Source organism: Acinetobacter sp. YH01020 (assembly GCF_013420275.1).
Classification (GTDB): Bacteria; Pseudomonadota; Gammaproteobacteria; order Pseudomonadales; family Moraxellaceae; genus Acinetobacter; species Acinetobacter amyesii.
Genome location: NZ_VOYN01000002.1, coordinates 99,657 through 123,928, shown reverse-complemented (window position 1 = coordinate 123,928; position 24,272 = coordinate 99,657). Strand labels below are relative to the sequence as shown.

Sequence of the window (24,272 nt, the reverse complement as noted above, 5' to 3'; positions counted from 1 at the left end):
GGAATGATGGTTAACTATGGCGAACGCTCCTCGGTCCACATCTAAAAGTACCACAGCAAAATCTGCCGATGCTGGGAAAAAGCGTGCGTTAGTGATTGTGGAATCGCCTGCAAAAGCGAAAACAATCAATAAATATTTGGGCTCTGATTACATCGTAAAATCATCGGTGGGTCATGTCCGTGATTTACCTACAGGTGGTTCGAGTAAAACAGCAGAGAAAAAGCCAGTAACTCGTGCAAAATTAACTGAAGCTGAAAAAGCCAAAAAAGCACAAAAAGCTTTGGTTAATCGTATGGGTGTAGACCCTGAAAATGACTGGAAGGCACAGTACGAAGTCCTACCAGGCAAAGAACATGTTGTTGCAGAACTGAAAAAGCTTGCATCGCAAGTTGACGAGGTCTATCTCGCAACGGATATGGATAGGGAAGGAGAAGCGATTGCTTGGCATTTAAAAGAAGTCATTGGCGGTGATGACTCACGTTATCAACGCGTGGTGTTCAACGAAATTACCAAAAATGCCATCCAAGAAGCGTTTAAACATCCTTCTCGCCTCGATACAGATAAAGTCAATGCTCAGCAAGCCCGTCGTTTCCTCGACCGTATTGTGGGCTTTATGATCTCGCCACTCTTATGGGAAAAAATCGCCCGTGGTCTATCGGCAGGTCGTGTGCAATCTGTGGCTGTTAAACTTGTGGTTGAGCGTGAACGTGAAATTCGTGCCTTCATTCCAGAAGAATTTTGGCAAGTTTTTGCAGATACCAAGTCGAAGAAAGACGATATCCGCTTAGAAGCGGTGAAGCAAAATGGCAAGACTTTAAAACTGCACAATAAAGCTGAAACGGATGCTTTACTGAACCTGATTAAAGATGCCGACTACACAGTTTCAGCACGTGAAGACAAACCCACCAAGGTTAATCCAAGTGCGCCATACATCACGTCTACATTGCAACAAGCAGCAAGTACACGTTTAGGTTTTTCTGTGAAGAAAACCATGATGTTGGCACAGCGTTTATATGAAGCCGGCTTTATTACCTACATGCGTACAGACTCAACATTCTTGAGTGATGATGCTGTGAATATGGTTCGTGGTCATATCGAAACTGAGTTTGGTCAAAAATATTTACCAGCTAAACCAAATCGTTATGGCAATAAAGCCGGTGCGCAAGAAGCCCATGAAGCGATTCGTCCATCGAATGTCGCGTTAAAAGGCGATAGTTTGGTGGGTGTAGAGCGTGATGCACAGCGTCTTTATGACTTGATCTGGCGTCAGTTCGTTGCATGTCAAATGACTCCAGCAGAATATTTATCATCAACGATTTTAGTTAATGCCAATGGTGTCGAACTAAAAGCCAAAGGCCGTACATTGGTTTTTGATGGTTTCACTAAAGTACGTGGTCAAAACAAATCGGATGATGATGTACTGTTACCTGCTGTAAAAGTTGGTGAAGTACTGAAACTTGAAAAATTAGATCCATCGCAGCACTTTACTAAACCACCTGCGCGCTTCACTGAAGCATCATTGGTCAAAGAGCTTGAGAAAAAAGGTATTGGTCGTCCGTCGACGTATGCTGCGATTATCTCAACCATTCAAGACCGTGGTTATGTGAAGCTCGATAACCGTCGGTTGTTCGCCGAGAAAATGGGTGAAATCGTGACAGACCGTCTCGATGAAAACTTCAATAACTTGATGAACTATGCATTCACGGCAGATCTTGAAGGTCAGCTAGATAAAGTCGCCGATGGTGATCGTAACTGGAAAGAGTTACTCAATAGCTTCTACGGTGATTTTAAAACACGTTTAACCACAGCTCAGGGTGAAAATGGCATGCGCCGTAATTTACCTGTAGAAGTGGATGCTGTGCACTGTAAAGAATGTGATCGTCCGATGCAGATTCGTACAGGGACTACAGGCGTGTTCTTGGGTTGTTCAGGTTATAACTTACCGCCAAAAGAGCGTTGTAAGGGAACTTTGAACCTGACACCTGTAGAATCATTGGCTGCACTGTCTGACGATGATTCGGCAGAAACAGCAGATTTAATGTCGAAAAAACGCTGTCCAATCTGTGAAACAGCCATGGATAGCTATGTGATTGATGGTGGGCGTAAGTTGCATATCTGTGGTAATAACCCAGACTGTGCTGGTTTTGAGCTTGAAGAAGGTGAGTTTAAAATCAAAGGTTATGATGGTCCAACCATTCCGTGCGACAAATGTGATGGCGAAATGCAATTGAAGACAGGCCGTTTCGGTCCTTACTTTGCATGTAATAGCTGTGACAATACACGTAAAGTGTTGAAGAGCGGTCAGCCTGCACCTCCACGTGTAGATCCAATTAAAATGGAGCACTTACGTTCAACCAAACATGATGACTTCTTTGTTCTTCGTGATGGCGCAGCAGGTTTATTCTTAGCTGCAAGTAAGTTCCCGAAAGTTCGTGAAACTCGTGCGCCTAAAGTCGCGGAACTACGTTCTGTCGCAGATCAGTTGGATGCGAAATATCAGTTCATCTTGCAAGCGCCGGATGTCGATCCTGAAGGAAACCCAACATTAGTGAAATTCAGCCGTAAGAACCAAGCGCAATATATTGGTTCGGAAAATGCTGAAGGCAAACAAACCAAATGGTCTTTGGTGTACCAAGACGGTAAGTGGGTTGAGGCTTAAGCTTTAAAATCAAAAAAATGCTGACTTCGGTCGGCATTTTTTATGTCTTTTGATCAAGGATTTTTTAAAGTAAGTAATCGATTGAGCTTTTAAATTGACCAAGACATTCTACGAATGTTCTGTTTTAATTCTGAAAATAAACGCTAAAAATTAATTGAGATCTTGGGGAATGTGGAAAAAAATTCGGGTACTGTGCTTATTGCTGATTTTATTGGTTGTTGCAGTCAATGCCTATAAAGACAAAAATCAAGACTGGAGTAAACCGATCTTAGTATTGTTACATCCAATTAATGCTGATGGTCGAGAGAGCACACAAGCTTATATACAGCAGCTCTCTGTCAATGATTTAAACGATGTTCAACAATATTTACAAGCGACAGCACAGAAATACCGAGGGCAACCGACTTATGTGTATTTTAAGTTAGGTCGCGAGCTGAAAGTTTTACCTCCCAAAGTACCCAATGACGCCGGTATGTTGGATGTTATCTTATGGAGTTTGAAATTCCGCTACTATGCTTGGCAGCAGCATGAAAATGTAGATGGTGTTTCGAGTGTCACGCTCTTTCTAAATTATTACGATCCGACCCAAACCAAAGAACTTAAACATTCCACAGCTTTGGAGAATGGTCGAATTGGGTCGGTGAATTTATTTGCATCGAATAAACAGACAGCGCAGAATAAAATCGTTTTAGTCCATGAGTTATTACACGCTTTTGGTGCAACTGATAAGTATGATTTGGCTACAGGTCAGCCGATTTTTCCTGTCGGTTATGCAGAACCCCAAAGGCAGCCTTTGTTTCCGCAAAGCAAAGCTGAACTGATGGCAGGGCATATTCCTACCTCACAGACGCAAAGTAAAATGCCTGAAGATTTAGCTGATACTGTGGTGAATGACGTCACAGCGATTGAAGTGGGATGGAAAAAATAATGTGGATAAAGCGTATTTTATCCACAGTTTCAATTGGCAGTGTGGATAAGATTTGGACTTTTCTTTCATTTTTCTTCATCATGAAGTTGCATAATCCATTGAATAACGAATAACTTGAGAAAAAACATGAGAACAGTAGGCAACGATTTAATTCGCAGTCAGCTCCATGAAAACCGTAAGTGGTATCTCGGTTTAGGTGCTTTATTGGTGGTCTTCGGATTGGTCCTTTTGGCAGCTTTGCCATTTGCGACACTTACGGTGATTTATATTTTTGGTGTGCTGATGATGTTAGGTGGCGTAATCCATTTTATTGCAGCATTTAAAATTTTTGAAGGCGGTTACCGCTGGTTCTGGGCACTATTTGGTGTGTTGTATTTGGTCGCCGGCTATTATGCCTTTACAACGCCTGTCAAAACAGCCATTGTCCTAACCAATTTATTGGCGATTATTTTGATCATTGCAGGGGTCATTCGTATCTTTAATGCTGTGCTATTTCGAGCATTTCAAGGTTGGGGATGGACGCTATTTTCAGGTCTATTGACCTTGATTACGGGTGTGATCATTTTGATGTCACCTGATGCACCATTTTGGGTATTAGGATTATTCTTGGCGGTTGATATTTTATTCCAAGGGGTCAACTACCTTACTTTGGCTTCTTATATTCGACGTGAAGTGCCGAAAAGCTCGGCAGAGCAGTAAGCTGCTTGCGGATCTGATAAATAAAAAAAGAGTGCTGAGGCACTCTTTTTTTTATTCACTTTTAATGTGTACAACCCGTTAAGGTTTAACGCTATAGCGGCTACTAATTGCAATTCGGTTCCATGTGTTGATCACAATAGCCAGCCATTCCACGGCACTGATTTACTCATCTGTTAAAAAGGGCAAAGCATCTTCATAAACTGCATCGGGAACTTGGCCTTCAGCAATTAACGTGATCGCTTCGATCAAGCTCAAAGCTGCACGTTCTTTTTCATCGTAGTACGCAGTTTCACGCCATGCATTGAGTAGGCTAATACGTTCAATGCTTTCACCAGTTTTAAGTGCATCTTGTGCATGCATGCGAATACAGAACGCACATTCGTTGATTTGGGATGCACGTAGTTTGAGTAAATGGGCTAAACCTTCATTAAGACCAGCCTCATTTATTTTTTGCATTGCCAGTGCATCAAGTTCTGCGACTTTTTTATATAGCTCAGGTGCAGACTGACCTAGGTTGATTCGTGACATTTCGAACCTTTCTGATGTTTTTAGATATACCTGCTATTTTAAAACCGTTATGGTTGAGGACAAGTTTTATTTTGAGCATTTAGATGACCACTTTTGTTCTTGCGCCCGATTCATTTAAAGAAAGTATGAGTGCTCAACAAGCCTGTGACGCGATGCAGCGTGCAATTTTAAAGCTCATACCTGACGCAAATGTCATCGCTGTGCCAATGGCAGATGGCGGTGAGGGAACTGTAGATGCGTTACTCAGTGCTTGCGACGGTCAAAAAGTGACGATAGCGCTTACAGGTCCTTTGCCCAATCAAGGTGTGACGACATATTTCGGTTTGATCGACGGTGGAAAAACTGCGGTGATTGAAATGGCAAAAGCCAATGGTATTCATCTTGTCGATATGGCTCAGCGAAATCCTTTACTGACGTCAACTTATGGTACGGGCGAAATGATCCAGGCTGCTCTAGACTTCGGAGTAAGTAAAATTATCATTGGCTTGGGCGGGAGTGTGACCAATGATGGCGGTGCAGGTATGGCGCAGGCCTTGGGGGCACAATTTTTAGATGAAAATGGCTTGGAAATAGCAGTTTGTGGTGGTTGTCTCGATCAAATTAACAGTCTTGATTTGACGCAGCTCGACTCACGTTTAGCGCATACAGAAATTATCATTGCCAGCGACGTCATTAATCCACTATGTGGTGAAAATGGCGCATCCCATATTTTTGGCCCGCAAAAAGGAGCAACGCAGGAGATGGTGCGTCAGTTAGATCAGAACCTCAATCATTATGCCAATGTCGTTGAAGCGACACTGGGTTGTACTTTACGTGATGTCGCAGGTGCAGGTGCTGCAGGTGGATTAGGTTTTGGGTTGATGGCTTTTGCGGGTGCATCGATGCAATCAGGTGTGGAGTTGGTCATTGAACAATGTCAGTTGAATGAAAAAATAGCACAGGCAGATTATGTGCTGACAGGTGAAGGGAAAATTGATCATCAAACTAAGTTCGGTAAAACGCCATTTGGTGTGGCGCAAGTTGCAAAAAAGTTTAATAAACCTGTGATCGCCTTTACTGGTCTAGTGGGTGAGGGGATAGCAGAACTCTATGATTTAGGTTTCACACAGATTGTTGGGATTAATCCACCAGATTGTAAGTTGGAAGATGCATTAAAAAATGCGGAACTAAATTTGGAACATTGCTGTCGAAATGTGATGAGATGTTTGAAATAAAAATCAAGGTAAAATTTATGAATGCATTTAGCGAGTTTTAAGATAATCATAGTTAGAAAATATGATTAATTTGGTTGAGAATCTTTGCAATATTTTTCCATTGGTTTTTGATTTTTTGGAATTATATTTTCAATGTTTTTTATATTTTCTATTGCATTTTCTTTTGCCCGTTTCGCTTTTAATAATTCAGAATTCTCTGAAGCAATTTCATATTGTGCTTTACTCATTTTATAAGTTGCACATAAATTATCGGATATAAGCTTATGATTGCCAGAAATTAGAGCTACAGCTAGATCATCATGGAGTTGAATTCCTTTCTGATTATTTTTACTTATCAAGTGATCAAATTCAGTTTGAGTCAATTTTTTTGCGTAAGATGGATGATTTGTAAATATTAAAAGTAATAAAACTGGCTGAAGGAAATGGCTAATTAGCTTAAAATTTTTCATAAACTTATCTTTTTCTAGTTGTAATTTTGATCCTACATTAACATGTATTTTTTTTCAATCTGCTAAACTATACCTATCCATAAAATGATGAGTACACATGAGTTTAGCCAACCTGATTGATGAATTAAATCCTCAACAAAAACAAGCCGCAACAACAGAAGCACAGCATAGCTTGGTTTTGGCAGGAGCAGGTTGTGGTAAAACCAAAACCATCGTAGCGCGTGCAGCTTATTTAATTGATCAAGGCGTGCCTGCCAATCAAATTCAAATTTTGACTTTTACTCGCCGTGCAGCGAGTGAAATTGTTGCTCGTGTGGAGCTGGCTCTGGGTGAGCAAGCCAAAGGGTTACGTGCATCAACCTTTCATACCTTTTGCATGTACCTATTGCGCCGCATTCCAAAAGCCTTTGGCCTAGAACAGTTTTCGATTATTGATCGTGATGATCAACTCATGATGTTCCGCCTGATTCGTGGTCGTGATGATAAGAAAAACCCCAATCATTTGCCCAAACCGAAAGAACTCTGTGATCTGTATTCCTTTGCGCGGAATACGCGTCAAAAACTCAGCATTGCCATGGAAAAGCAAATGCCTGAATACTTTGCGTTGAAAGATCAAATCGCGGATATCATGAAAGAATACGAAGCCCGTAAACGTGTGCGTAGTTTTTTAGATTATGACGATATCTTGGCGATTGTCGCAAAAGCCTTGGCGGAATCAGATGGATTGGTCGACTACGTTGCCTCGATTTGCCGCCATATGTTGGTTGATGAAATGCAGGATACCAATCCGCTGCAATGGGCGTTACTTGAGCCACTAAAGGAACGTGTCAGTTTGTTCTGTGTCGGCGATGATGCACAGTCCATTTACGGCTTCCGTGGTGCAGACTTTGAAAATATTCATCATTTCAAAGAGCGTGTACCCGACGCACAGATTTTCAAACTCGAAAAAAATTATCGTTCAACCCAAGAAATTTTAGATCTGTCGAATTGGTTGTTGGATGAAAGTGAAATTAAATATGACAAACGCCTAGATGCTTATCGTGGTGAAGGGATTAAGCCGAAAATGCATATTTTCCCGAATGAGTTTGATGAAGCCAAATGGATTGCCATCGACATTAAAGAGCGTCATTACCTCGAAGGCAGCAAATGGTCGGATCATATGGTGCTTGTGCGTTCAAGCTTTGCCGCCCGTCATATTGAAGCAGCCTGTATTGCCGCAAACGTACCGTATCGCTTTATTGGCGGCATGAAATTACTTGAAACAGCCCATGTAAAAGACTTGCTCAGTGTGCTGCGTGTAGTGGCCAATCCTTTAGATGATATCGCGTGGATGCGCTTTTTAACCTTGTGGAATGGTGTGGGTGATGTCGGTGCGAGTAAGTTATCGCAGCAGATTTTACTTGAGCCAGAAATGCAAGCCATTGCAACCAAGTTGGAAAAATTTGGTAAAGTGCCTGACCAAGCGATTCTGATGATGAAGCAAATGTCGGTGTTGAAAGATCAGGTCAAAGAATGTGTAAGCTTGGCTGTTCAAGCGATTTCTGAGCAGCTGGAAGAAAACTATAAAAAAGATTGGAATCGCCGTGTCGGGGATTTTGATCTGGTGAAACAACTGGCATCAAAACATACCCAGTTGAGTGAATTCTTAGAAGAATATGTCCTTGATCCAGTGTCCATTTCTGAAATTGAACGCCAATCTGATAGTGATGTCGTGACCTTAATTACCATTCATTCGGCAAAAGGAACGGAGCAAAAAGTCTGTTATGTGGCGAATGTCACACCAGGGCAATACCCGCATGCACGTGCCCAAGGCAATTTCGATGAAGTGGAAGAAGAGCGGCGCGTGTTATATGTGGCGCTGACACGTGCGCAAAATGAATTGATTTTGACCAAGCAAAACTTGAACCACTGGGCACGTGAAACTGTCGATGAGCAAGGGCGTAAAGTAGAAAGTTACTTTATGAATGATTTAACTCGAAATTTATGTAGTTTGGAAACACACTATAAAACCCGTCAACAGACTGTAAAAAGTGCGTTAATCGAAAGAAAATCGATTAATTTAGATTTTGGTATCGATCTCGATTAAAATAGATTTTTGACGTGATTTACACGCGAGTTAAAAAGCAAAATAGACAAATGCTTTTTGATGATGCTGTCTATTTGGAAGATTGAATGAAAATTTTAGTACGTAACTTAGAGCGTTCAGTTACTGAAGCAGAATTGGTTGAACTGTTTAAACCATTTGGCGCAGTAGAGTCTGCTGTTGTTGTTATGGATGCAAGCACAGGTAAATCGAAAGGGTTTGGTTTTGTCGAAATGCCAAATGGTCGTGAAGCTGTAAAAGCGATTAAAGGCCTGAATACTTTGAAAGTCAAAGGTGCAGGTATTCGAGTAAAAGCGGCTGAAGATAAGCCTAAAGCATAAATTCAAAAAGGAGCGTAACGCTCCTTTTTTTATCGGTGATCTATGAAAAAACGCTACTCGGCTTTGTCCATTGTTGCGCCATCTGGTTCGAACATTGCGTGTGGGCTTAAAACGCTTGGAGTCCGCTCATGGCAGCCCGAACATTTGCCTTTAAAAGATTTAGTGATCGTGGAAAATCAACGCTACTTACATGAAAGCGGAGATGAAGATATTGGACGTGCAGTGGCGATGGTCGATGTATATGATGTTCATGCATGGACTGAAACAGAGGTAGAGCAAGCGCAGGCGACCTATTGGGCCGCAGGGTACTGGGCTTGGCGTCTAGAAAATATCAGGATGATTGATTGGGATATGCCTGTTCCTGCAAAGCGTGACATTTATTTAATTGAAATCGATCATCCATAATATTTATTGTGAATTTCCTAAAAATCCGTTTAAGCTTATTCATGTAGAAAAACGCCAAAATTTAGGGAATTGTTCATGTCTCGTGTTGCTCGCTTTCATGCTGATCGTACCAATCAAAAGTTATATTTTAGCCGTCTTGCATGTCAGCAAGCCGAGCAGACCGATCATGTTCAACAAGCTCAGGCTTATCGCGAAGCAGCGGTTTTTCATTTGCATGGTGCAGTACTTGCGTTTTTACAAGAGTTGGTGCGTTACTATCGTTTAAATGAGCCTGCGCCCACGTTAAAGTCGATTGAAACGCTGATGGCTGAAAAAGGTCAGGTATCACCTGAAGTGACTGTTATGCAGCAATTGGCAAAGCAGGGATTTATTGCAGAGCTGAAACGCGCACATCGTATGTGTCAGTATGCACCTGAACCGTCTGCACCAGAGCCAGAAGATGAAACGTCTTCAAATTTAATTATTAAAGTCACTCAAACACCGCAAGCATGGTTGCCAGATACCGCTATTTTGCGTGAATGGCATCGTGATCTAACCCAATTGATTGATGGATTTCGTAACGAGATGGTGGAATTCTAATCGGACTATTGCTACTTGAAATAAATTTATTTAACCCGATATAAGATTATCTAAGTAATACAAAGTGCAGATGCCTTTATCACCATGTTGCGCATGGAGGGATATATGTCTATAGAACAGTTGAAAGAACTCTTTGGGAACCAGGAAGCAATTTTAGAGCTGGTTCAATTGGAAGGTGGTGAGTTGGCATTGCGTAATGCAGGCTCAGAAAAAGAGCCTTTGGTGACTATCCAATTCAATGAAGAATTACGCAATATTTTGGGCGATCAAATGAGTGTGATCGCTCAGCAAATGATTCAGGCTGCATTGTTTGGTTTGTTAGAAAAACAAGTGGATGAATGGCATGCCGAAGTGGTCGATGAAAAGCCTAAATATATGAGCTAATCATATAGGCACTGATTTTTAGATCATGATGAAAACGCACCTTTCGGTGCGTTTTTTTATACCCAAAATGGCGCTTAGACTGTGCCTAGTTCAGTAGGTGAGATCAGTATCGAACCTAAAAATACAATAAAGACCCCGATGAGCTGTAAGAAAAAAGGATTTTTGGCATCTTGCCAATACAGAATCAGAAAGACGATGGAAATGGGGTAAAACAATAGACAGCCCAGTCCCCATAAAATACTGGTTTTAAATGCAGCGATGAGAAAGCCCAGACCGCCAATCAAAATAATGGCAAGGCCTAAATAGAGTATGTACATGTTTTTCTCGTTTCTTGTTTGAAGTTTTTAAAATGATGCTTCGTTTGATGCTCATTTTATCAACATGTTTTTTAAATTCAATTAGTTGTAATTTTAAAATTACTGAATTATATCCATTAAAAAAAGGCGATGCTTTAATACATCGCCTTTTGGGTTTTGCTCATAAGAACTTAATTAGGTACTTAGTTTAGTGTGTCGGAGTTTGGTGATGGGCAATTTGGATTTGATTTAAAATATGATTGCTCATATTTTTCGCCATTTCCTCTTTGGCATAATAAACCTCACCGATATTGTCACGACGAATGACTTCAGCTTCTTCTTTACTTTCCGCACACACCAATACTTGGATAGAAGGATTCAGCATTTTGGCAATATCGACAATTTTATGAATATCTAAAATATCCATAGGTGAAATGACCAAAAGGCGTGCGTGTTGAATATGGGCTTGAATTAAAACCCCAGGTTCTGTTGCTACACCGGATACCGCAGCGATGCCTTTTTCCCGCAAGTTTTCCACGATTTCACGGTTTTCTTCAGCAATAACCACTTTAATGTTTTCATTCATTAATTCGCGGGTAATACGACGACCGACTTCACCATGACCAATCAGCACCACCTGATCACGCAGATAATCCTGTGAGACCTCATCCGGCAACATGGCCAATGGGTCACTACTACGTTCCAGTAAACGGGCCAAATTCGAGCGCTCACGGATGAGTCGCTGCATAGGCTCGATGGCTGAAAATATAAATGAATTCAGCGTAATCGAGATTAAAGCGCCTGCCAGTATCAGATTTTGACCTTCCATTGAAAGGAGATTTAGAGATACACCTAAGGTCGCCAAAATAAATGAGAACTCACCAATCTGCGCCAAACTCGCCCCAACGGTTAATGCGGTATTGATAGGGTAACGGAAGAACAACACCAACGCCATTGCAGCGATGGTCTTACCAATCATGATAATGCCGACTACTGCTAAGACGTGAAGCGGTTGTTCAATCAAGATCCGTGGATCAAACAGCATGCCGACGGAGACGAAAAACAAAATCGAAAAAATTTCACGAAGCGGAAGGGTTTCTTCTTCTGCACGGTGACTAAAGTCAGACTCTTTGACCACCATACCGGCAAAAAATGCGCCCAGTGCCATGGATACACCAAATACCTTGTAGGCACCAAAGGCAATAGACACAGCTGCTGCAACCACGGTAAGCGTGAATAATTCACGTGAGCCTAAGCGTGCAACCACTTGCATAATCATTGGCACTAAGCGTTTACCAATGATTAGCATAAAGGCAATAAAACCTGCCACTTTGAGTAAGGTAATACCAAGGGTGAGCCAGATATTTTCATCTGCACTACTTTCTGTGAGTGGCTGTCCACCAAGCAATACTGCTGTGGCAGGGAGTAAGACCAGAACCAAGACCATGACCAGATCTTCAACCAAGAGCCAGCCTACAGCAATTTTACCATTCACGGAGTTAAGTAAGCCTCGGTCACCGAGAGCCTTGAGGAGAACCACCGTACTTGCACACGACAAACTTAAGCCAAAGACCAGCGCTGAGCCCATGCTCCAGCCCCAAAGCATGGAAATTCCCATACCCAGTAAGGTCGCCACTGCAATTTGTAATACTGCACCTGGAAGCGCAATACGTCGAACTTGCATTAGGTCGCTGAGTGAGAAGTGCATACCTACACCAAACATCAGAAACATCACACCAAGTTCTGCCAACTGGTTGGCAAGGTGGATATCACCAACTACTCCAGGCGTATTTGGGCTAATAATAATACCGGCAATCAGATAGCCGATGAGGGGAGGAAGTCGCAGGCGCGCAGCTATATAGCCAAAAATTAAGGCAAAACCAAAGCCAACAGCAAGTAATATTATGAGTTCTACATCATGAGGCACTAAAAACTCCTTAAGCCTAAGTTAAGGGTAAAAAAGACAAGCACAAAAAGTGCCAAAAGCATTTTGAAAGTTTAGCAATTCGAATAAAAAAAATGCAAAAAAAAACGACCTAAGCAGGTCGTTTTTTTCAAAAAACTAAAATTATTTGATTTTAGCTTCTTTGAAAATTACGTGTTGACGGATTTTTGGATCAAATTTTTTGATTTCCATTTTTTCCGGCATAGTACGTTTGTTCTTAGTGGTAGTGTAGAAATAACCTGTACCAGCAGAAGAAACTAGGCGAATTTTATCACGCATGTTCGTAGCTCCTTAGATCTTTTGACCTTGAGCACGTAGGTCAGCAACAACCTTTTCGATGCCCAATTTGTCGATAATACGCATACCTTTAGTAGTTAGACGAAGACGTACGAAACGTTTTTCGCTTTCTAACCAAAAACGGTGGTGATGCAGGTTCGGCTCGAACCGGCGTTTAGTTTTGTTGTTGGCGTGTGAGACGTTGTTACCAACGACTGGACGCTTGCCGGTAACTTGGCAAACCTTAGACATGGTGTAACTCCATTGATTTAGCCAACAGCAAATCTGTATGGCCAGTCAAAAAAAACATTGAATTCATTCAAGGGGCGTTTTATATCAAAAATGCGCTTAAAAGACAAGCGATTTTGCATAAAACGAACGATCACCTGGTGTGATCGTTCATGCCTTGATCGTTTATCGAAGAAGTGTCTTCGAAATCAGTTTGTGGATCGGCTTATTGAACGGTGGAAGAATGAATTTCAAACTATACAGTTTTGGATTCGACATCACCGAGCGTTCATGCGACAAACTGAAGAAACCTTCTGGACCATGATATTTACCCATACCCGAAGCCCCCACACCGCCAAACGGCAGGTCATCTTGAGCAACATGGGTTAATACCGTGTTTTGTCCGAAATGTCCTGAATGGGTACGTGTTGCGACATAGTCGGCACGTGCCTGATCAAAGTCGAAATAGTATAAAGCAAGTGGACGAGGACGGCTATTAATAAAAGCAATAACCTCGTCAATTTGATCATATTCCATGATCGGAAGGATCGGACCGAATATTTCATGCTGCATAATTTGCATGTCTGGAGTGACACCTGTTAACACAGTCGGTGCAATTTTACGTACAGCGTCCACATCTTCATTTTGTGGGTTAAAACTGATGATTTGTGCGCCTTGATCACGCGCATCTTCTAAATAACCTTGTAGGCGGTTGTACTGCTTGTCATTAATAATCGAGGTGTAGTCCTGATTATGGGCAATACTTGGGTACATGGCTTCAACGCACACTTTATAGTGATCTAAAAATTCAGCCGTTTTACCACGAGGTAAGAACACATAGTCAGGTGCAACACAAGTTTGACCTGCATTCCAAAGTTTACCAACCGCAAGACGCTGTGCAACATCCGCAAGGTCAATAGACGGATGAACCAATACAGGTGACTTTCCGCCTAATTCTAAAATCACCGGAACTAAGTTTTCAGACGCAGCAGCCATGACGGTTTTACCGACATTGGTCGAGCCAGTAAAAATCATTTTGTCGAAGGCAAGGTGACTAAACGCATCTGAAATTGGGCCACCACCGTTGACGACTGCGACCAATTCTTGAGGAAATGCTTCTGCGAGAGCTTTTTCGAGCACATCACCGAATGCCGCAGAGGCACTCGAAATTTTGATCATGGCATGGTTGCCTGCAGCCAAAGCACAAATCAGTGGGCCTATAGAAAGAAGCAGTGGGTAGTTCCATGGCGTAATAATGCCGACGACACCAAGTGGTTGATATTGCACCCATGCTTTTGCAGGTTGGTGAATAATTCCGACATGGCGTTTGGATGGTTTCATCCAGTCTGTCAAATGCTTGCTATAATATTTGATGTGTTCAAGACATGTGAGCAACTCACCAATCTTGGTTTCACCAATAGAACGGTTACCATAGTCTTGATTAATTGCATCAGCAAATTGATCTTGATACTTAACTAAGATACGCTTAAGCCGAGCCAAACGGTCTATACGTTCCTTCGCTGTAGGCAATGGGTAACGTAAATATGCTTGTTTCTGCTGTTCCAACATATTGTTGAGATGCTGGTGATCAAAAGAATGTGGTGTCATTGAAGTTGTTTTTGTTTGACTATTCATGTCGCACGACCATATCCAAATTAGCGATTAATTAATTTTTAGAGCAAATACTCTAAATAGTCAAGTTACTTTATGTGTTAGTGTTCTAATGCTTTGAAATAAATGGTTGTTTTAGGATGTCTCACACCAAAACCTTAAAAACGAAAGAACGTATTTTGCAGCTGAGTTTGCAGTTGTTTAATGAGCGTGGCGAGCGTTCAGTGACAACCAATCATATTGCTGCTGAACTGGGAATGAGCCCAGGTAACTTGTATTACCATTTCCGAAATAAAAGTGAAATTATTAAGGAATTAATGGAGCAATATCAGCATGAAACGCTAGAAATGTTAGCGCTTCCTGATGATCGTCAGCTTGATGCCAATGATAAAATTCGCTATTTCCAAGTGTTAAGTAGCCAATTATGGGCTTATCGCTTTTTACATCGTGATGTTTATCACTTGGTCGAAAATAATGAAGATTTCCGCAAAATGTATCCACGTTTTGCCGGTCAAGTTATGCAACAAGGGCAGAAAATTTATCGTGCTTTTGTCGATGCAGGCTTAATGCAGATGACCGATTCTGAAATTGAGGCCTTAACCATTAACTTGTGGATCGTGCTGACCAACTGGACCAACTTCCTTTATATGTCGGGCCATATTACTGACTCCAACACTTTGGAAGAAAAGTGGGTGTGGCAAGCACTGCGACAAATGGTGTTCTTAGAAGGCGCATATCTACGTGGTGAAAGCCGTGAAACCTATGAGCGACTGCTCGAAACTTTAGGGCCGTCGGACTTATTTGCAAGTCTTTCAAACGTAAAGCATCAGGTTACTGAATAAGACTATTTAGTCTGGCTTTAAAAAGCGTTAGAATACTCGGCTCTTTTTTCAATTTAACTGATTAGTGATATAAACCAACATGAATATGTCGACCGCTAACACAGCACGCTTACTCATTACCTGTGAAGATAAACCAGGGATTGTGCAAGCTGTATCGAGCTTTTTGTATCATCAGGGAGCAAATATTACCGCACTTGATCAATACGCGACTGAAGCTCAAGGGGGGCGATACTTCATGCGTGTTGAGTTTGAATTGGACAATTTACAAAGCCGTAAAGAAAGTCTAACTCAAACATTTGCAAGCAATGTTGCTGAGCGTTACAACATGCACTGGCGTTTAGCTTTAGTCAGTGATGTGAAGAAAGTCGGTATCTTGGTGTCAAAAGTTGACCATGCTTTGCTTGAGCTGTTGTGGCGTCATGCACGTGGTGGTTTGCCATGTGAAATCACCAAAGTCGTGTCTAACCACGATGCTTTACGTGAATCTGTAGAAAATTTCGGTATTCCGTTTGAAGTTGTTCCTGTAAACAAAGAAAACAAACGTGAAGCTTATGAGCAAATTGATCAATTGATGCAAGGCAATGATTTATTGGTTCTTGCTCGTTATATGCAAATTTTAGACGAAGAATTTGTTCAAAAGTGGGAAATGAAAGTGATCAACATTCACCATTCATTCCTCCCAGCCTTTGTTGGTGCGAACCCATATAAGCAAGCGCATGAAAAAGGCGTGAAACTGATTGGTGCAACAGCGCACTATGTGACTGCTGATCTTGACCAAGGTCCGATTATTGAGCAAGACGTAGAGCGTGTCAGTCACGACTTTACCGTTGAACAATTGCGTGAGTTAGGTCAGGACGTAGAGCGTAATGTACTCGCACGTGCAGTCAAATGGCATCTTGAAGATCGTATTATTGTCGATGGTAATAAAACTGTTGTATTTCAATAAAACGAGATAAATTTTTGAATAAAAGGGCATACTTTAGGTATGCCTTTTTTATATTATGATTAAAAAAAGTCATTAAAACTGACGAATTAATAGTTGCAAATGAAAACACTTCTCATTTATTATTGCCGTACTTTAATTGTGCTAACCGATGAGCATGATTGTATTTTTGACAAAATAAATGCAATCGCTTCTTCAAGGTAACTGAGTTTAATGAGTCAATCTCCCGCTCCAATGATGCAATCACCTAACCCGATGAAAAAGAAAATCATTACTGCGCTTCTCGCTGTTGTGGTAGGGCATATGGGAGTATTATGGGCGGTCAGCAATATGAAAGCACCAGAACTTAAACCGATCGAAAAAGATCCGATTAAAGTTCGCTTTGTGAAGATTGTTGAAGAGAAAAAACCAGAACCTCCGAAGCCAAAACCAGAACCGAAGAAAGAGCCACCAAAGCCAAAAGAAGTTAAAATTGTAGATAAGCCTTTACCACCTCCACCGAAGAAAGTGGAAAAAGTGGAACAGGTGAAAAAGAAAGATGCGCCGAAACCAACTGTTGAAGCGGTCAAAAACGTACCACCAACACCTGTTGTTTCAACTGTTGTTTCTGAAACGAAAGTCGTTCGTGTTGAACCAACACCTCCGGCACCTGTTGCACCACCACCTGCGCCTCCAGCACCACCTGCGCCACCGACACCTAAAACTGTGAGCATTGGTAATGGTGTCAGTTGGATTAAGAAACCGAATGTTCAATTTGAAGATGGTGAATTAAAAGCGTCGTGTACAGTTGAAGTTGCGATTGCTGCAAGTGCTGAAGGTAAAGTCGAATCAGCAACGATTAAAAACTCGACTTGTGGCGCTGCTGTAAACCGTAAAGTGACTGCTGCAGTGAAGCGTGCACGTTTATCCAAATATATTGATAATGGTGTGGCAACTCCGACGCGAGTTGATCAACCATTCAACTTTAAACTTAATTAAGATTCCGGCTAACCCATTAGGAGTTCGAATATGAACTTTTCAGTTTATTGGCAACATGCAGATGCAGTCAGCAAAACACTGTATTTCGTGTTACTTGCAATGTCGATTGCGACTTGGACGATCTTCGTTCTTCGTATTATGGGCACACGTCAGCTCAAACAAGTGGCGTATAACCACCTTGCAGATGCACTAAGCAAACTGAAAGCGAAATTTGCTCCTTTGGCTTTTGAACAACGTAAGGCTGTGGCTGAACAAGCATTACTACGTCAAATTTCGGTAGAAAAAGCTAATGCTGAAAAAGGCGTATCTGTATTGGGTACGATTGCTTCAATTGCACCGTTCGTAGGTTTGTTCGGTACAGTATGGGGTATTTTCCATGCCCTTGTAGCAGTGGGTAAAAGCGGTCAAGCGGGTTTAGCGCAAGTGGCAACTCCAGTCGGTGAAGCTTTGATCATGACCGGTCTTGGTTTGGCTGTGGCGATTCCTGCGGTATTGGCTTATAACATTTGTGTTCGTTTTAACCGTACACTGTCGAATGAATTGCAAGATCAAGCGCATGGTTTATTGATTGATACTATGTTGCAACAAGAATCTGCAGCGAAGAAAGAAGACGTGAAAACTGCACAGCAAAGTTTAGCTGGAGGTCAAGCTTAATGGCTTTTCAATTGGGTGAAGACAACGATGCTGGCATGAATGAGATGAACCTCATTCCGCTCATCGATATTATGTTGGTATTGATGATCATCTTCTTGGTGACTGCGACTGTTGCCAACCCATCAATTCCATTAACCTTGCCACAAACGACTGCAGAAGTGATTGATCTGCCAACTGAAAGCGTAACCATCAGCATTAACTCAGCGGGTGATATTGCTTGGAATGGTGATATTGTCACGCTCGAAGATTTAGAAAGTCGTCTAAATACAGCTGGTCAGCAAGAACGTAAGCCTGCATTGGTATTAAAAGCCGATAAAGAATCACGTTATGACACAGTTGCACAAGTGATGTCGCGTGCGAGTGGAGCCGGACTCAGCGATATCGCCTTTGCCAGTGATAACTAAGCACTGAGCTAAGATAGAAAAAAAGCGACTGAAATGTCGCTTTTTTTTATGTCTCTATTTTGAAAAGACGTCGTACAAATAGATCACTCAGATTTGAGTAGGTCTTGAAATTTGCTACGTAATTTCATGAGTTTAGGTGGTATTGAGAAATTACAATAGCCTTGGTTTGGGTTACGTGCAAAGAAGTTCTGATGATATTCTTCGGCAGGGTAGAAGGTCGGCATTGGACTCAGTTCAGTCACGATATTGATGCCTTCAGCTTTTAATTCTTCAATACGTTGTTGAGCAAGCTGCTTTTGTGATTCGTCCTGATAGAAAATCACTGAGCGATACTGTGTACCGATATCGTTGCCTTGACGGTTCAGCGTGGTTGGATCGTGAGTTGCGAAAAATACATCTAGCAATTGGCTAAAACTGATTTGGCTGTCATCAAAATTGATCTGAATGACTTCTGCATGTTGGGTGTTTCCCTCACAGATTTGCTCATAGCTCGGATACTGAGTAACTCCCCCTGCATAACCACTGACGACTGTTTGCACGCCCTTTAGTTGTAGAAAAACTGCTTCTACACACCAAAAGCACCCACCACCAAATACCGCTTGTTGCATAGTGAAATCCTATCTTGTTCCCTGATGTTTAATATGGGGTTATAGCTAAAAACTGCAATGTACGTCTGTATACTAATCACAAGTTTATGTGCATTAAATGTCTCTGGCATGACTGAACAGTGAATAAAAAAGTCTGCCGAAGCAGACTTTTTTAACGATTTAACGCGGTTGAACAGCGCTTTCATATTGAATTAATAAATTGCCGTGACGGTCTAGCAATTTCAAGGTTTTTCCAAAAACTTGATAATGCGTTACCTTTTCGAGTGCTGCATGGTACTGTCGCTCTAGCCCATTGTTATTGAGACAAGCCATTTGTGTCGCAGCAATCGGGCCAAACGTTATGGTGTCTTTGCCAGCATTATAGCCACCCATTATACGATTACAGCCGTCTGCACCTGAGACACGTTTTGAAGCCGCATCGAATTGAATGCTTGGAATATTATGCGCATTGGGTGCTGTTTTGATTGGAGTGTTGCCAATCTGAGTGGCAATCCAAGTACGATTCTGTAATAGGTTTAAATTTTCAGTTATGGTGTTGTCTTGTGCAGGCATGCTTTCACAGCCTGTCACCACTAAAGTTGAAACCAAAGTTGCAGCAACAAATATTTGTTTTAGCATCGGAATTTCCCCGTGGAAGCATTTCAACTATCTAAGCAAATATCGCACAGATAAGCTAGCCATATTTGTATCAATATTTAAGAATTACAATTGATTGGCGCTTGGATTGGACTGTGAATGCGGCAAACCTTGTCGAATTAATTTGGAATATTGTTGACTGCTCAGTTGCTTGATTTGAGAGACATGAGGGTTAACATGGGCTTTTTGATACCATGTTTTCATATCCCAATTTTGGTCTATGGCATGAAGGTCATGCAAATAATTCGGCAAATAACCCGATGCAAATAAGCGGTAATCGGTTGGAAGCTGATGTTTGGAAACCGCTTGAATCATATCAAACACCAGTGTTGTACAATTACTGGTGAGCGTGTTGTACCATTTGGGTTGAGTCTGTAGTTCATCGGCTTTATGTAAATATTCAATAAACAGCGCCTGCATTTCAGATTTTGGCATGTTTACGGGGAAGAAATAGACCTGTTCTCCGCGTGTATTGCTGCGGGTATAGATGATATCTTTTTCATCAGATGCAATAAGGCTCAGTTCATATTTACGGAAAAAACCACCAATCGCAGAGAATTCTTCGTTTTTCTCTTTGCGAATTTCAATCGAAAATGTCAGCGGTGGTCGGTCAGCAAAATCAAAACTGACCAAGGTATGGGCGATTTGCGGCCCCATCCAATACGAGGTAATGATGTTGACGCCATTGATTTGACTCAGGTCATATTGGCGGGTTTCCCAGTGCGGGGTATAGCTGCCATCGGCATGCCAGTCGAAATTACGCACATTGTGCAAGGTGACAAGATTGCCTTGCTTTTCATAATGTAGAATTTCTGCCACTTCAGGATTCCATTCACGATCTTGGCGTGCTTCCATGCCAAAATACCAAAATAGACCACAGATAAAGCCCACAATATAAATCAAGACATCTTTACGACGGCTAAAAAAGTGTTGGGTAATATAGATGCCTAAAATGCTAAGAGCAAAAGCGATCCAGATCCCAATGATAATGCGGCTGCCTAACCAGCCTGCCGGTTGCTGTATCCACAGGGCGGCACAGAGCCAAATCGAAGAACAGAGGACAAACACACTAAATAGAGCATGAAGAATACTTCGCCCTATTTTTTTGAACATTGCTCGTTGGTCACTCTGTTGCATATTTTTCTTTTAGCTTAAGATTTTTCTTTATTTTCGGTAAGTTGCGAACTCAAAAGCAATCCCAGTTTTGTCGTCGATATGTTGTTCTGACGCCACTTTTTGAAAGTCCGCAGGAATTTCAGGATAATGCGCATCACCTTGAACATCGAGTTCAACATGCGTGAGTTCTAAACGGTCTGCGATGCCGATGGTTTGCTTAAAAATTTCACCACCACCAATAATAAAAAGACTCGTTGGTTTTTCTGAACTCGCGACATCAGCAACAGCTTGCGTTAACGCCTCGTCGATACTATATGCGACTTTGGTGCCTTCAAATGACCAATTGCTATCTCGTGTAATGACCCAATTGACACGCTTCGGTAGGGTACGTCCCATAGACTCTAAGGTTTTGCGTCCCATAACCACCACACCACCTTGGGTGATGGCTTTAAAGTGTTGTAAATCTGCAGAAATATGCCACGGCAAATCATTCCCTTTACCAATGCAGCGCTGCTGATCCATAGCGACAACGTGCACGATTTCTAAATTTTGAAATGCCATAGTTTGAACTCAAATAGCCGAAATATTTGCCGTCTATTAGAATGCAAAATCCCGCTTGAGGTAAAGCGGGATTTTGCTTTTCACTTGGGATTTCTAAAAATTAAACAGCAACAGGGGCTTTAATCGCAGGATGTGATTCATAACCTACAATTTCAATATCTTCAAATTTAAAATCGAAAAGATCGGTAATTTCAGGATTGAGTTTTAATTGGCACAGACCCATTGGTTCACGTGTCAGTTGCAACTGCGCTTGTTCGAAATGGTTGGCATACAAATGTGTATCCCCACCGGTCCAAACGAAGTCGCCCACACCAAGACCACAAACTTGCGCAATCATGTGTGTTAACAGGGCATAGCTGGCAATGTTAAACGGCACACCCAAAAAAACGTCAGCACTACGTTGATATAATTGGCAGGATAATTTTCCGTTTTGGACAAAAAATTGAAACAAGGTATGGCATGGTGGCAATGCAACATTACCGGCCTCATTTGGATTCCAACCAGACACGATTAGACGACGTGAGTTAGGATTGGTTTTGATTTCATTGACCAACCATTTGATTTGGTCAAAGCCATCTTGTTCATATAGGCCATCGGCTTTTTTGGTCGCCCCGAAATTACGCCATTGATGACCGTAAACAGGACCTAATTCGCCGGCAGGACGACCAAAGCGTGCAGTTTGTTCTGCGGTAGACCATTCATCCCAAATCGATACTTTATTGTCTTGCAAATATTGAACATTGGTATCGCCTTTAAGGAACCACAACAGTTCAATCACGATAGAGCGGAAATGAACTTTCTTGGTGGTGAGTAAAGGGAAACCTTGAGAAAGATCGAAGCGCATTTGATGACCAAATACAGAACGTGTTCCCGTACCCGTACGGTCGCCCTTGTCGCCGCCGTTGTCTAGAATGTGTTGTAAAAGGTCTAAATACTGGCGCATGTCTCTCTCATAATTTGCTAAATTTCTTGTAGCACATATTAGCTTGTTTTGCGTGAGGAAGGAACTGCGATGGGTGCTTGAATATGGTCAGGTTTAAAAAATCAAAAACATACGGTGTTTATTGGGTGATGACCAAATTTTGCAGGCAACAAGAGCTGAGTTGCCTGAGCTGAAGACGTCTATTTATAACAACTACATCAAGTGTTAACGAGACAATATGTCTGTTAAATCAAGCATGAGCTTAGAAAATGAAGCTCTATTTTTTACATATTGAGAGATGCTTCTTTCGCAGTGTTGAAAAAAGTACAGATAAGTTTGATTAAAAAATAAACGTGATTTTTCTCATTATGAAGAGGTGATATTGAACAGCTATTTTTGATTAAGAGTTTGATATCAAAAATAAATCAATTTGAATTAAAAATAGACGGTCGTATTTAAATGTGAAGATTTGTTTAAGAAATCTTACATTTTTTACATGAAAAAACATGATTTACGCGGTACTATCACCCTCGTTAAAATTTTTGAATGCCTAAATATAGGCGGGAGTGTGGGTTAAAGAATGGCTTATGATCACAATGTAAACTTGAGTGAAGTGCATGCTCCAGTTCAGGCAAATATCATAATTCGTTCTCAGGCGAGTAAAAATACGGGCAAGTCCAATACCACTCAAAAAGCAGCGACTAAAAATGTGGTATCCCGAAATGGTCAGCGTATCGATATCGATCGTTTGACTGGATTTTTACAAGGCATTACCCGCCAAAGCAGTACTCAGAAATGTGCCCGCAGTGTTCGTCTAGCACTTGAGTCCGCAGGGGCACGTTTTAACGGTCACCCCGTTGCCGCAGCAGACTGGGGCAGCACATTACAAAAAATTGGTTATCAAAAAATTAATTTAGCGTTTGATCGACCAAAGAAAGGCGATATTTATATTATCGACCGCAATCAAAGTAGCCGTTATGGTCATATCGCAGCATATTCAGGTAAGGATTGGGTGTCTGATTATCGTCAAGCGGGTTATGCGGTCTATCGAACTCCAAATGTGAAATATAGCTATTATCGCTTAGCAGATTGATAATCCTTCAGTGAAAAAAAGGTTAGTCTTCAAACCTTTTTGCACGCTGACTGTAGATCGAGACGATAAATAATCCAATTGCAGCAAAGCCCACACATTGCAGCGCTAAAATCCAGCGTTGCTCATTGGGTAGAAAATAAATTAAGCACACTAAACATAAAATTGGCAAACCAGCCAAACCGCATTTTAATGACTGAGACAGTGTTTTTAGTTTGTCTTGTCTGAGCTTATAAAGCAGATCAATCATCAAACCAATGGCTAAACTTATGCCCGCAAAGCGGGGATCTAGTTGTTTTTGTTCAGCGCATAGAAAAATAAGCACGCAGGTACTAATACAAATGATGAGCTTGATTTGTCGGTTACAGCGCTCAGAGTACCAAAACGTCAGCATTTAAATTTTACCTTGGGGTGAAGTTTTCTCGTTTTTATTCAGTAGAGAAATCGGGGAGAGTAGGCAGATCGCCAAAGCCATAAAGCCAATGCCTTGAGCACCCGGAATCAAAATTTCACCCTTATTCATGTTGATAAAAACCAATGCTAACAGCAGTGCAATCGGTATCCACGTCAATAAACGATAGAGCAAACCTGTTGGGTTTTTTGCTGCAAAATGAATCTTGCAATAACGACAAATCAGGAAAATCACGCCTGTACCCATGAACATGAGAATGGCTTGAAGTGTTAGGGGTTCCATCCAATACAGAACACCGGTCAGTACGACCATCGCAATAAAAAACAGGATTTTTTTAAGTACAGAAACGCTGGGGTTAAACCAAAATTCAAGCATGGATCGATAGTTTAAAAATAAGCTGAATAAACTTTAGCACAGATCAGTTGTCTAATTCAGTCACTTCATGTGCAGTAAATGCGTATGAAGGAGTAAATTTCAGCGC

General features: G+C 41.5%; 28 protein-coding genes and 1 pseudogene. 15 read left to right on the top strand and 14 right to left on the bottom strand.

The genetic code is table 11. The annotated features are described in order from the left end of the window. The first annotated feature begins 16 nt into the window (after positions 1–16). From topA to FTT85_RS01695, 3 genes are all read left to right on the top strand, one after another. Entirely contained in the window at positions 17–2,659 is a 2,643-nt protein-coding gene (topA, locus tag FTT85_RS01705) for a type I DNA topoisomerase (RefSeq protein ID WP_180007162.1), read from the top strand. 169 nt (positions 2,660–2,828) lie between these two features. Next, positions 2,829–3,587 carry a hypothetical protein gene (locus tag FTT85_RS01700; protein ID WP_180182676.1) on the top strand — a complete coding sequence of 253 codons (759 nt, stop codon included), beginning with the start codon at positions 2,829–2,831 and terminating at the stop codon, positions 3,585–3,587. A 126-nt stretch (positions 3,588–3,713) separates the two neighbouring features. Continuing rightward, the gene (locus tag FTT85_RS01695) at positions 3,714–4,286 is read left to right on the top strand and encodes an HdeD family acid-resistance protein (RefSeq protein ID WP_078189701.1); all 573 of its coding nucleotides are present in this window, start codon (positions 3,714–3,716) and stop codon (positions 4,284–4,286) included. Between the two features lie 78 nt (positions 4,287–4,364). Here the strand turns inward: FTT85_RS01695 and FTT85_RS01690 are convergent. Beyond that, positions 4,365–4,814: pseudogene (locus tag FTT85_RS01690) on the bottom strand (carboxymuconolactone decarboxylase family protein). An 83-nt stretch (positions 4,815–4,897) separates the two neighbouring features. On the opposite strand from FTT85_RS01690, the gene FTT85_RS01685 reads away from it, so the two are divergent. Beyond that, positions 4,898–6,028, top strand: a complete 1,131-nt coding sequence (locus FTT85_RS01685) for a glycerate kinase (protein WP_180182675.1) — start codon at positions 4,898–4,900, stop codon at positions 6,026–6,028. A gap of 65 nt (positions 6,029–6,093) precedes the next feature. Here FTT85_RS01685 and FTT85_RS01680 read toward each other — a convergent pair whose 3' ends face one another. Then, positions 6,094–6,477 (bottom strand): hypothetical protein, encoded by a 384-nt coding sequence (locus FTT85_RS01680; RefSeq protein ID WP_111884070.1) that lies wholly within the window; start codon positions 6,475–6,477, stop codon positions 6,094–6,096. A 97-nt stretch (positions 6,478–6,574) separates the two neighbouring features. Here FTT85_RS01680 and FTT85_RS01675 point away from each other — a divergent pair, with 97 nt between their 5' ends. The 5 genes from FTT85_RS01675 (at position 6,575) to FTT85_RS01655 (ending at position 10,269) form a co-directional block, all read left to right on the top strand. Next, complete coding sequence (locus FTT85_RS01675) at positions 6,575–8,563, top strand: ATP-dependent helicase (protein WP_180182674.1); 1,989 nt, start codon at positions 6,575–6,577, stop codon at positions 8,561–8,563. Positions 8,564–8,649: 86 nt separating this feature from the next. Further along, positions 8,650–8,901: an RNA-binding protein gene (locus FTT85_RS01670; protein ID WP_078189697.1), complete on the top strand. Its 252-nt coding sequence runs from the start codon at positions 8,650–8,652 to the stop codon at positions 8,899–8,901. A gap of 42 nt (positions 8,902–8,943) precedes the next feature. Next, on the top strand, positions 8,944–9,306 hold the full coding sequence (locus FTT85_RS01665; protein ID WP_111884068.1) for an ASCH domain-containing protein: 363 nt from the start codon (positions 8,944–8,946) through the stop codon (positions 9,304–9,306). Positions 9,307–9,381: 75 nt separating this feature from the next. Beyond that, positions 9,382–9,885 carry a DUF6586 family protein gene (locus FTT85_RS01660; protein ID WP_111884067.1) on the top strand — a complete coding sequence of 168 codons (504 nt, stop codon included), beginning with the start codon at positions 9,382–9,384 and terminating at the stop codon, positions 9,883–9,885. Positions 9,886–9,990: 105 nt separating this feature from the next. After that, a complete protein-coding gene (locus FTT85_RS01655; protein ID WP_078192732.1) occupies positions 9,991–10,269 on the top strand; it encodes a hypothetical protein in 279 nt (92 codons plus the stop codon). Positions 10,270–10,343: 74 nt separating this feature from the next. Here the strand turns inward: FTT85_RS01655 and FTT85_RS01650 are convergent, their stop codons facing one another. The 5 genes from FTT85_RS01650 to FTT85_RS01630 all read right to left on the bottom strand — a co-directional run bounded on the left by FTT85_RS01650 (position 10,344) and on the right by FTT85_RS01630 (position 14,649). Beyond that, positions 10,344–10,586, bottom strand: a complete 243-nt coding sequence (locus tag FTT85_RS01650) for a hypothetical protein (RefSeq protein ID WP_078192731.1) — start codon at positions 10,584–10,586, stop codon at positions 10,344–10,346. Positions 10,587–10,773: 187 nt separating this feature from the next. Continuing rightward, positions 10,774–12,492 carry a cation:proton antiporter gene (locus FTT85_RS01645; protein WP_111884066.1) on the bottom strand — a complete coding sequence of 573 codons (1,719 nt, stop codon included), beginning with the start codon at positions 12,490–12,492 and terminating at the stop codon, positions 10,774–10,776. A 141-nt stretch (positions 12,493–12,633) separates the two neighbouring features. Next, positions 12,634–12,789: a 50S ribosomal protein L33 gene (gene rpmG, locus FTT85_RS01640; protein WP_001205031.1), complete on the bottom strand. Its 156-nt coding sequence runs from the start codon at positions 12,787–12,789 to the stop codon at positions 12,634–12,636. A 12-nt stretch (positions 12,790–12,801) separates the two neighbouring features. Then, positions 12,802–13,038, bottom strand: a complete 237-nt coding sequence (rpmB, locus tag FTT85_RS01635; RefSeq protein WP_000048256.1) for a 50S ribosomal protein L28 — start codon at positions 13,036–13,038, stop codon at positions 12,802–12,804. Positions 13,039–13,200: 162 nt separating this feature from the next. Continuing rightward, positions 13,201–14,649, bottom strand: coding sequence for a coniferyl aldehyde dehydrogenase (locus FTT85_RS01630; protein WP_078189691.1), 1,449 nt, complete (start codon positions 14,647–14,649; stop codon positions 13,201–13,203). Positions 14,650–14,765: 116 nt separating this feature from the next. On the opposite strand from FTT85_RS01630, the gene FTT85_RS01625 reads away from it, so the two are divergent. The 5 genes from FTT85_RS01625 to FTT85_RS01605 all read left to right on the top strand — a co-directional run bounded on the left by FTT85_RS01625 (position 14,766) and on the right by FTT85_RS01605 (position 18,446). Further along, on the top strand, positions 14,766–15,467 hold the full coding sequence (locus FTT85_RS01625; protein ID WP_078192728.1) for a TetR/AcrR family transcriptional regulator: 702 nt from the start codon (positions 14,766–14,768) through the stop codon (positions 15,465–15,467). 79 nt (positions 15,468–15,546) lie between these two features. Continuing rightward, positions 15,547–16,413 (top strand): formyltetrahydrofolate deformylase, encoded by an 867-nt coding sequence (gene purU, locus FTT85_RS01620; RefSeq protein WP_078192727.1) that lies wholly within the window; start codon positions 15,547–15,549, stop codon positions 16,411–16,413. A gap of 210 nt (positions 16,414–16,623) precedes the next feature. Further along, positions 16,624–17,388: a TonB family protein gene (locus FTT85_RS01615; protein ID WP_111884065.1), complete on the top strand. Its 765-nt coding sequence runs from the start codon at positions 16,624–16,626 to the stop codon at positions 17,386–17,388. A gap of 30 nt (positions 17,389–17,418) precedes the next feature. Beyond that, on the top strand, positions 17,419–18,042 hold the full coding sequence (locus FTT85_RS01610) for a MotA/TolQ/ExbB proton channel family protein (protein ID WP_078192725.1): 624 nt from the start codon (positions 17,419–17,421) through the stop codon (positions 18,040–18,042). Further along, entirely contained in the window at positions 18,042–18,446 is a 405-nt protein-coding gene (locus tag FTT85_RS01605) for a biopolymer transporter ExbD (RefSeq protein ID WP_078192724.1), read from the top strand. The genes FTT85_RS01610 and FTT85_RS01605 overlap by 1 nt, the downstream gene beginning before the upstream one ends. Positions 18,447–18,529: 83 nt before the next feature. Here FTT85_RS01605 and msrA read toward each other — a convergent pair whose 3' ends face one another. From msrA to thyA, 5 genes are all read right to left on the bottom strand, one after another. Further along, the gene (gene msrA, locus FTT85_RS01600; protein WP_180182673.1) at positions 18,530–19,054 is read right to left on the bottom strand and encodes a peptide-methionine (S)-S-oxide reductase MsrA; all 525 of its coding nucleotides are present in this window, start codon (positions 19,052–19,054) and stop codon (positions 18,530–18,532) included. Positions 19,055–19,213: 159 nt separating this feature from the next. Then, positions 19,214–19,672 carry an META domain-containing protein gene (locus FTT85_RS01595; RefSeq protein ID WP_111884063.1) on the bottom strand — a complete coding sequence of 153 codons (459 nt, stop codon included), beginning with the start codon at positions 19,670–19,672 and terminating at the stop codon, positions 19,214–19,216. A gap of 84 nt (positions 19,673–19,756) precedes the next feature. After that, the gene (locus FTT85_RS01590; RefSeq protein ID WP_180182672.1) at positions 19,757–20,827 is read right to left on the bottom strand and encodes a DUF4105 domain-containing protein; all 1,071 of its coding nucleotides are present in this window, start codon (positions 20,825–20,827) and stop codon (positions 19,757–19,759) included. A 27-nt stretch (positions 20,828–20,854) separates the two neighbouring features. Beyond that, positions 20,855–21,367, bottom strand: coding sequence for a dihydrofolate reductase (locus FTT85_RS01585; protein ID WP_168377882.1), 513 nt, complete (start codon positions 21,365–21,367; stop codon positions 20,855–20,857). 100 nt (positions 21,368–21,467) lie between these two features. Next, on the bottom strand, positions 21,468–22,310 hold the full coding sequence (gene thyA, locus FTT85_RS01580) for a thymidylate synthase (RefSeq protein ID WP_078189681.1): 843 nt from the start codon (positions 22,308–22,310) through the stop codon (positions 21,468–21,470). A 559-nt stretch (positions 22,311–22,869) separates the two neighbouring features. On the opposite strand from thyA, the gene FTT85_RS01575 reads away from it, so the two are divergent. After that, a complete protein-coding gene (locus FTT85_RS01575; RefSeq protein ID WP_078189680.1) occupies positions 22,870–23,382 on the top strand; it encodes a peptidoglycan amidohydrolase family protein in 513 nt (170 codons plus the stop codon). Positions 23,383–23,404: 22 nt separating this feature from the next. Here FTT85_RS01575 and FTT85_RS01570 read toward each other — a convergent pair whose 3' ends face one another. Together FTT85_RS01570 and FTT85_RS01565 are read right to left on the bottom strand one after the other, a co-directional pair. Further along, positions 23,405–23,773 carry a hypothetical protein gene (locus FTT85_RS01570; protein WP_078192719.1) on the bottom strand — a complete coding sequence of 123 codons (369 nt, stop codon included), beginning with the start codon at positions 23,771–23,773 and terminating at the stop codon, positions 23,405–23,407. Further along, positions 23,774–24,166 carry a hypothetical protein gene (locus tag FTT85_RS01565; RefSeq protein ID WP_180105479.1) on the bottom strand — a complete coding sequence of 131 codons (393 nt, stop codon included), beginning with the start codon at positions 24,164–24,166 and terminating at the stop codon, positions 23,774–23,776. Between the last annotated feature and the right edge of the window lie 106 nt (positions 24,167–24,272).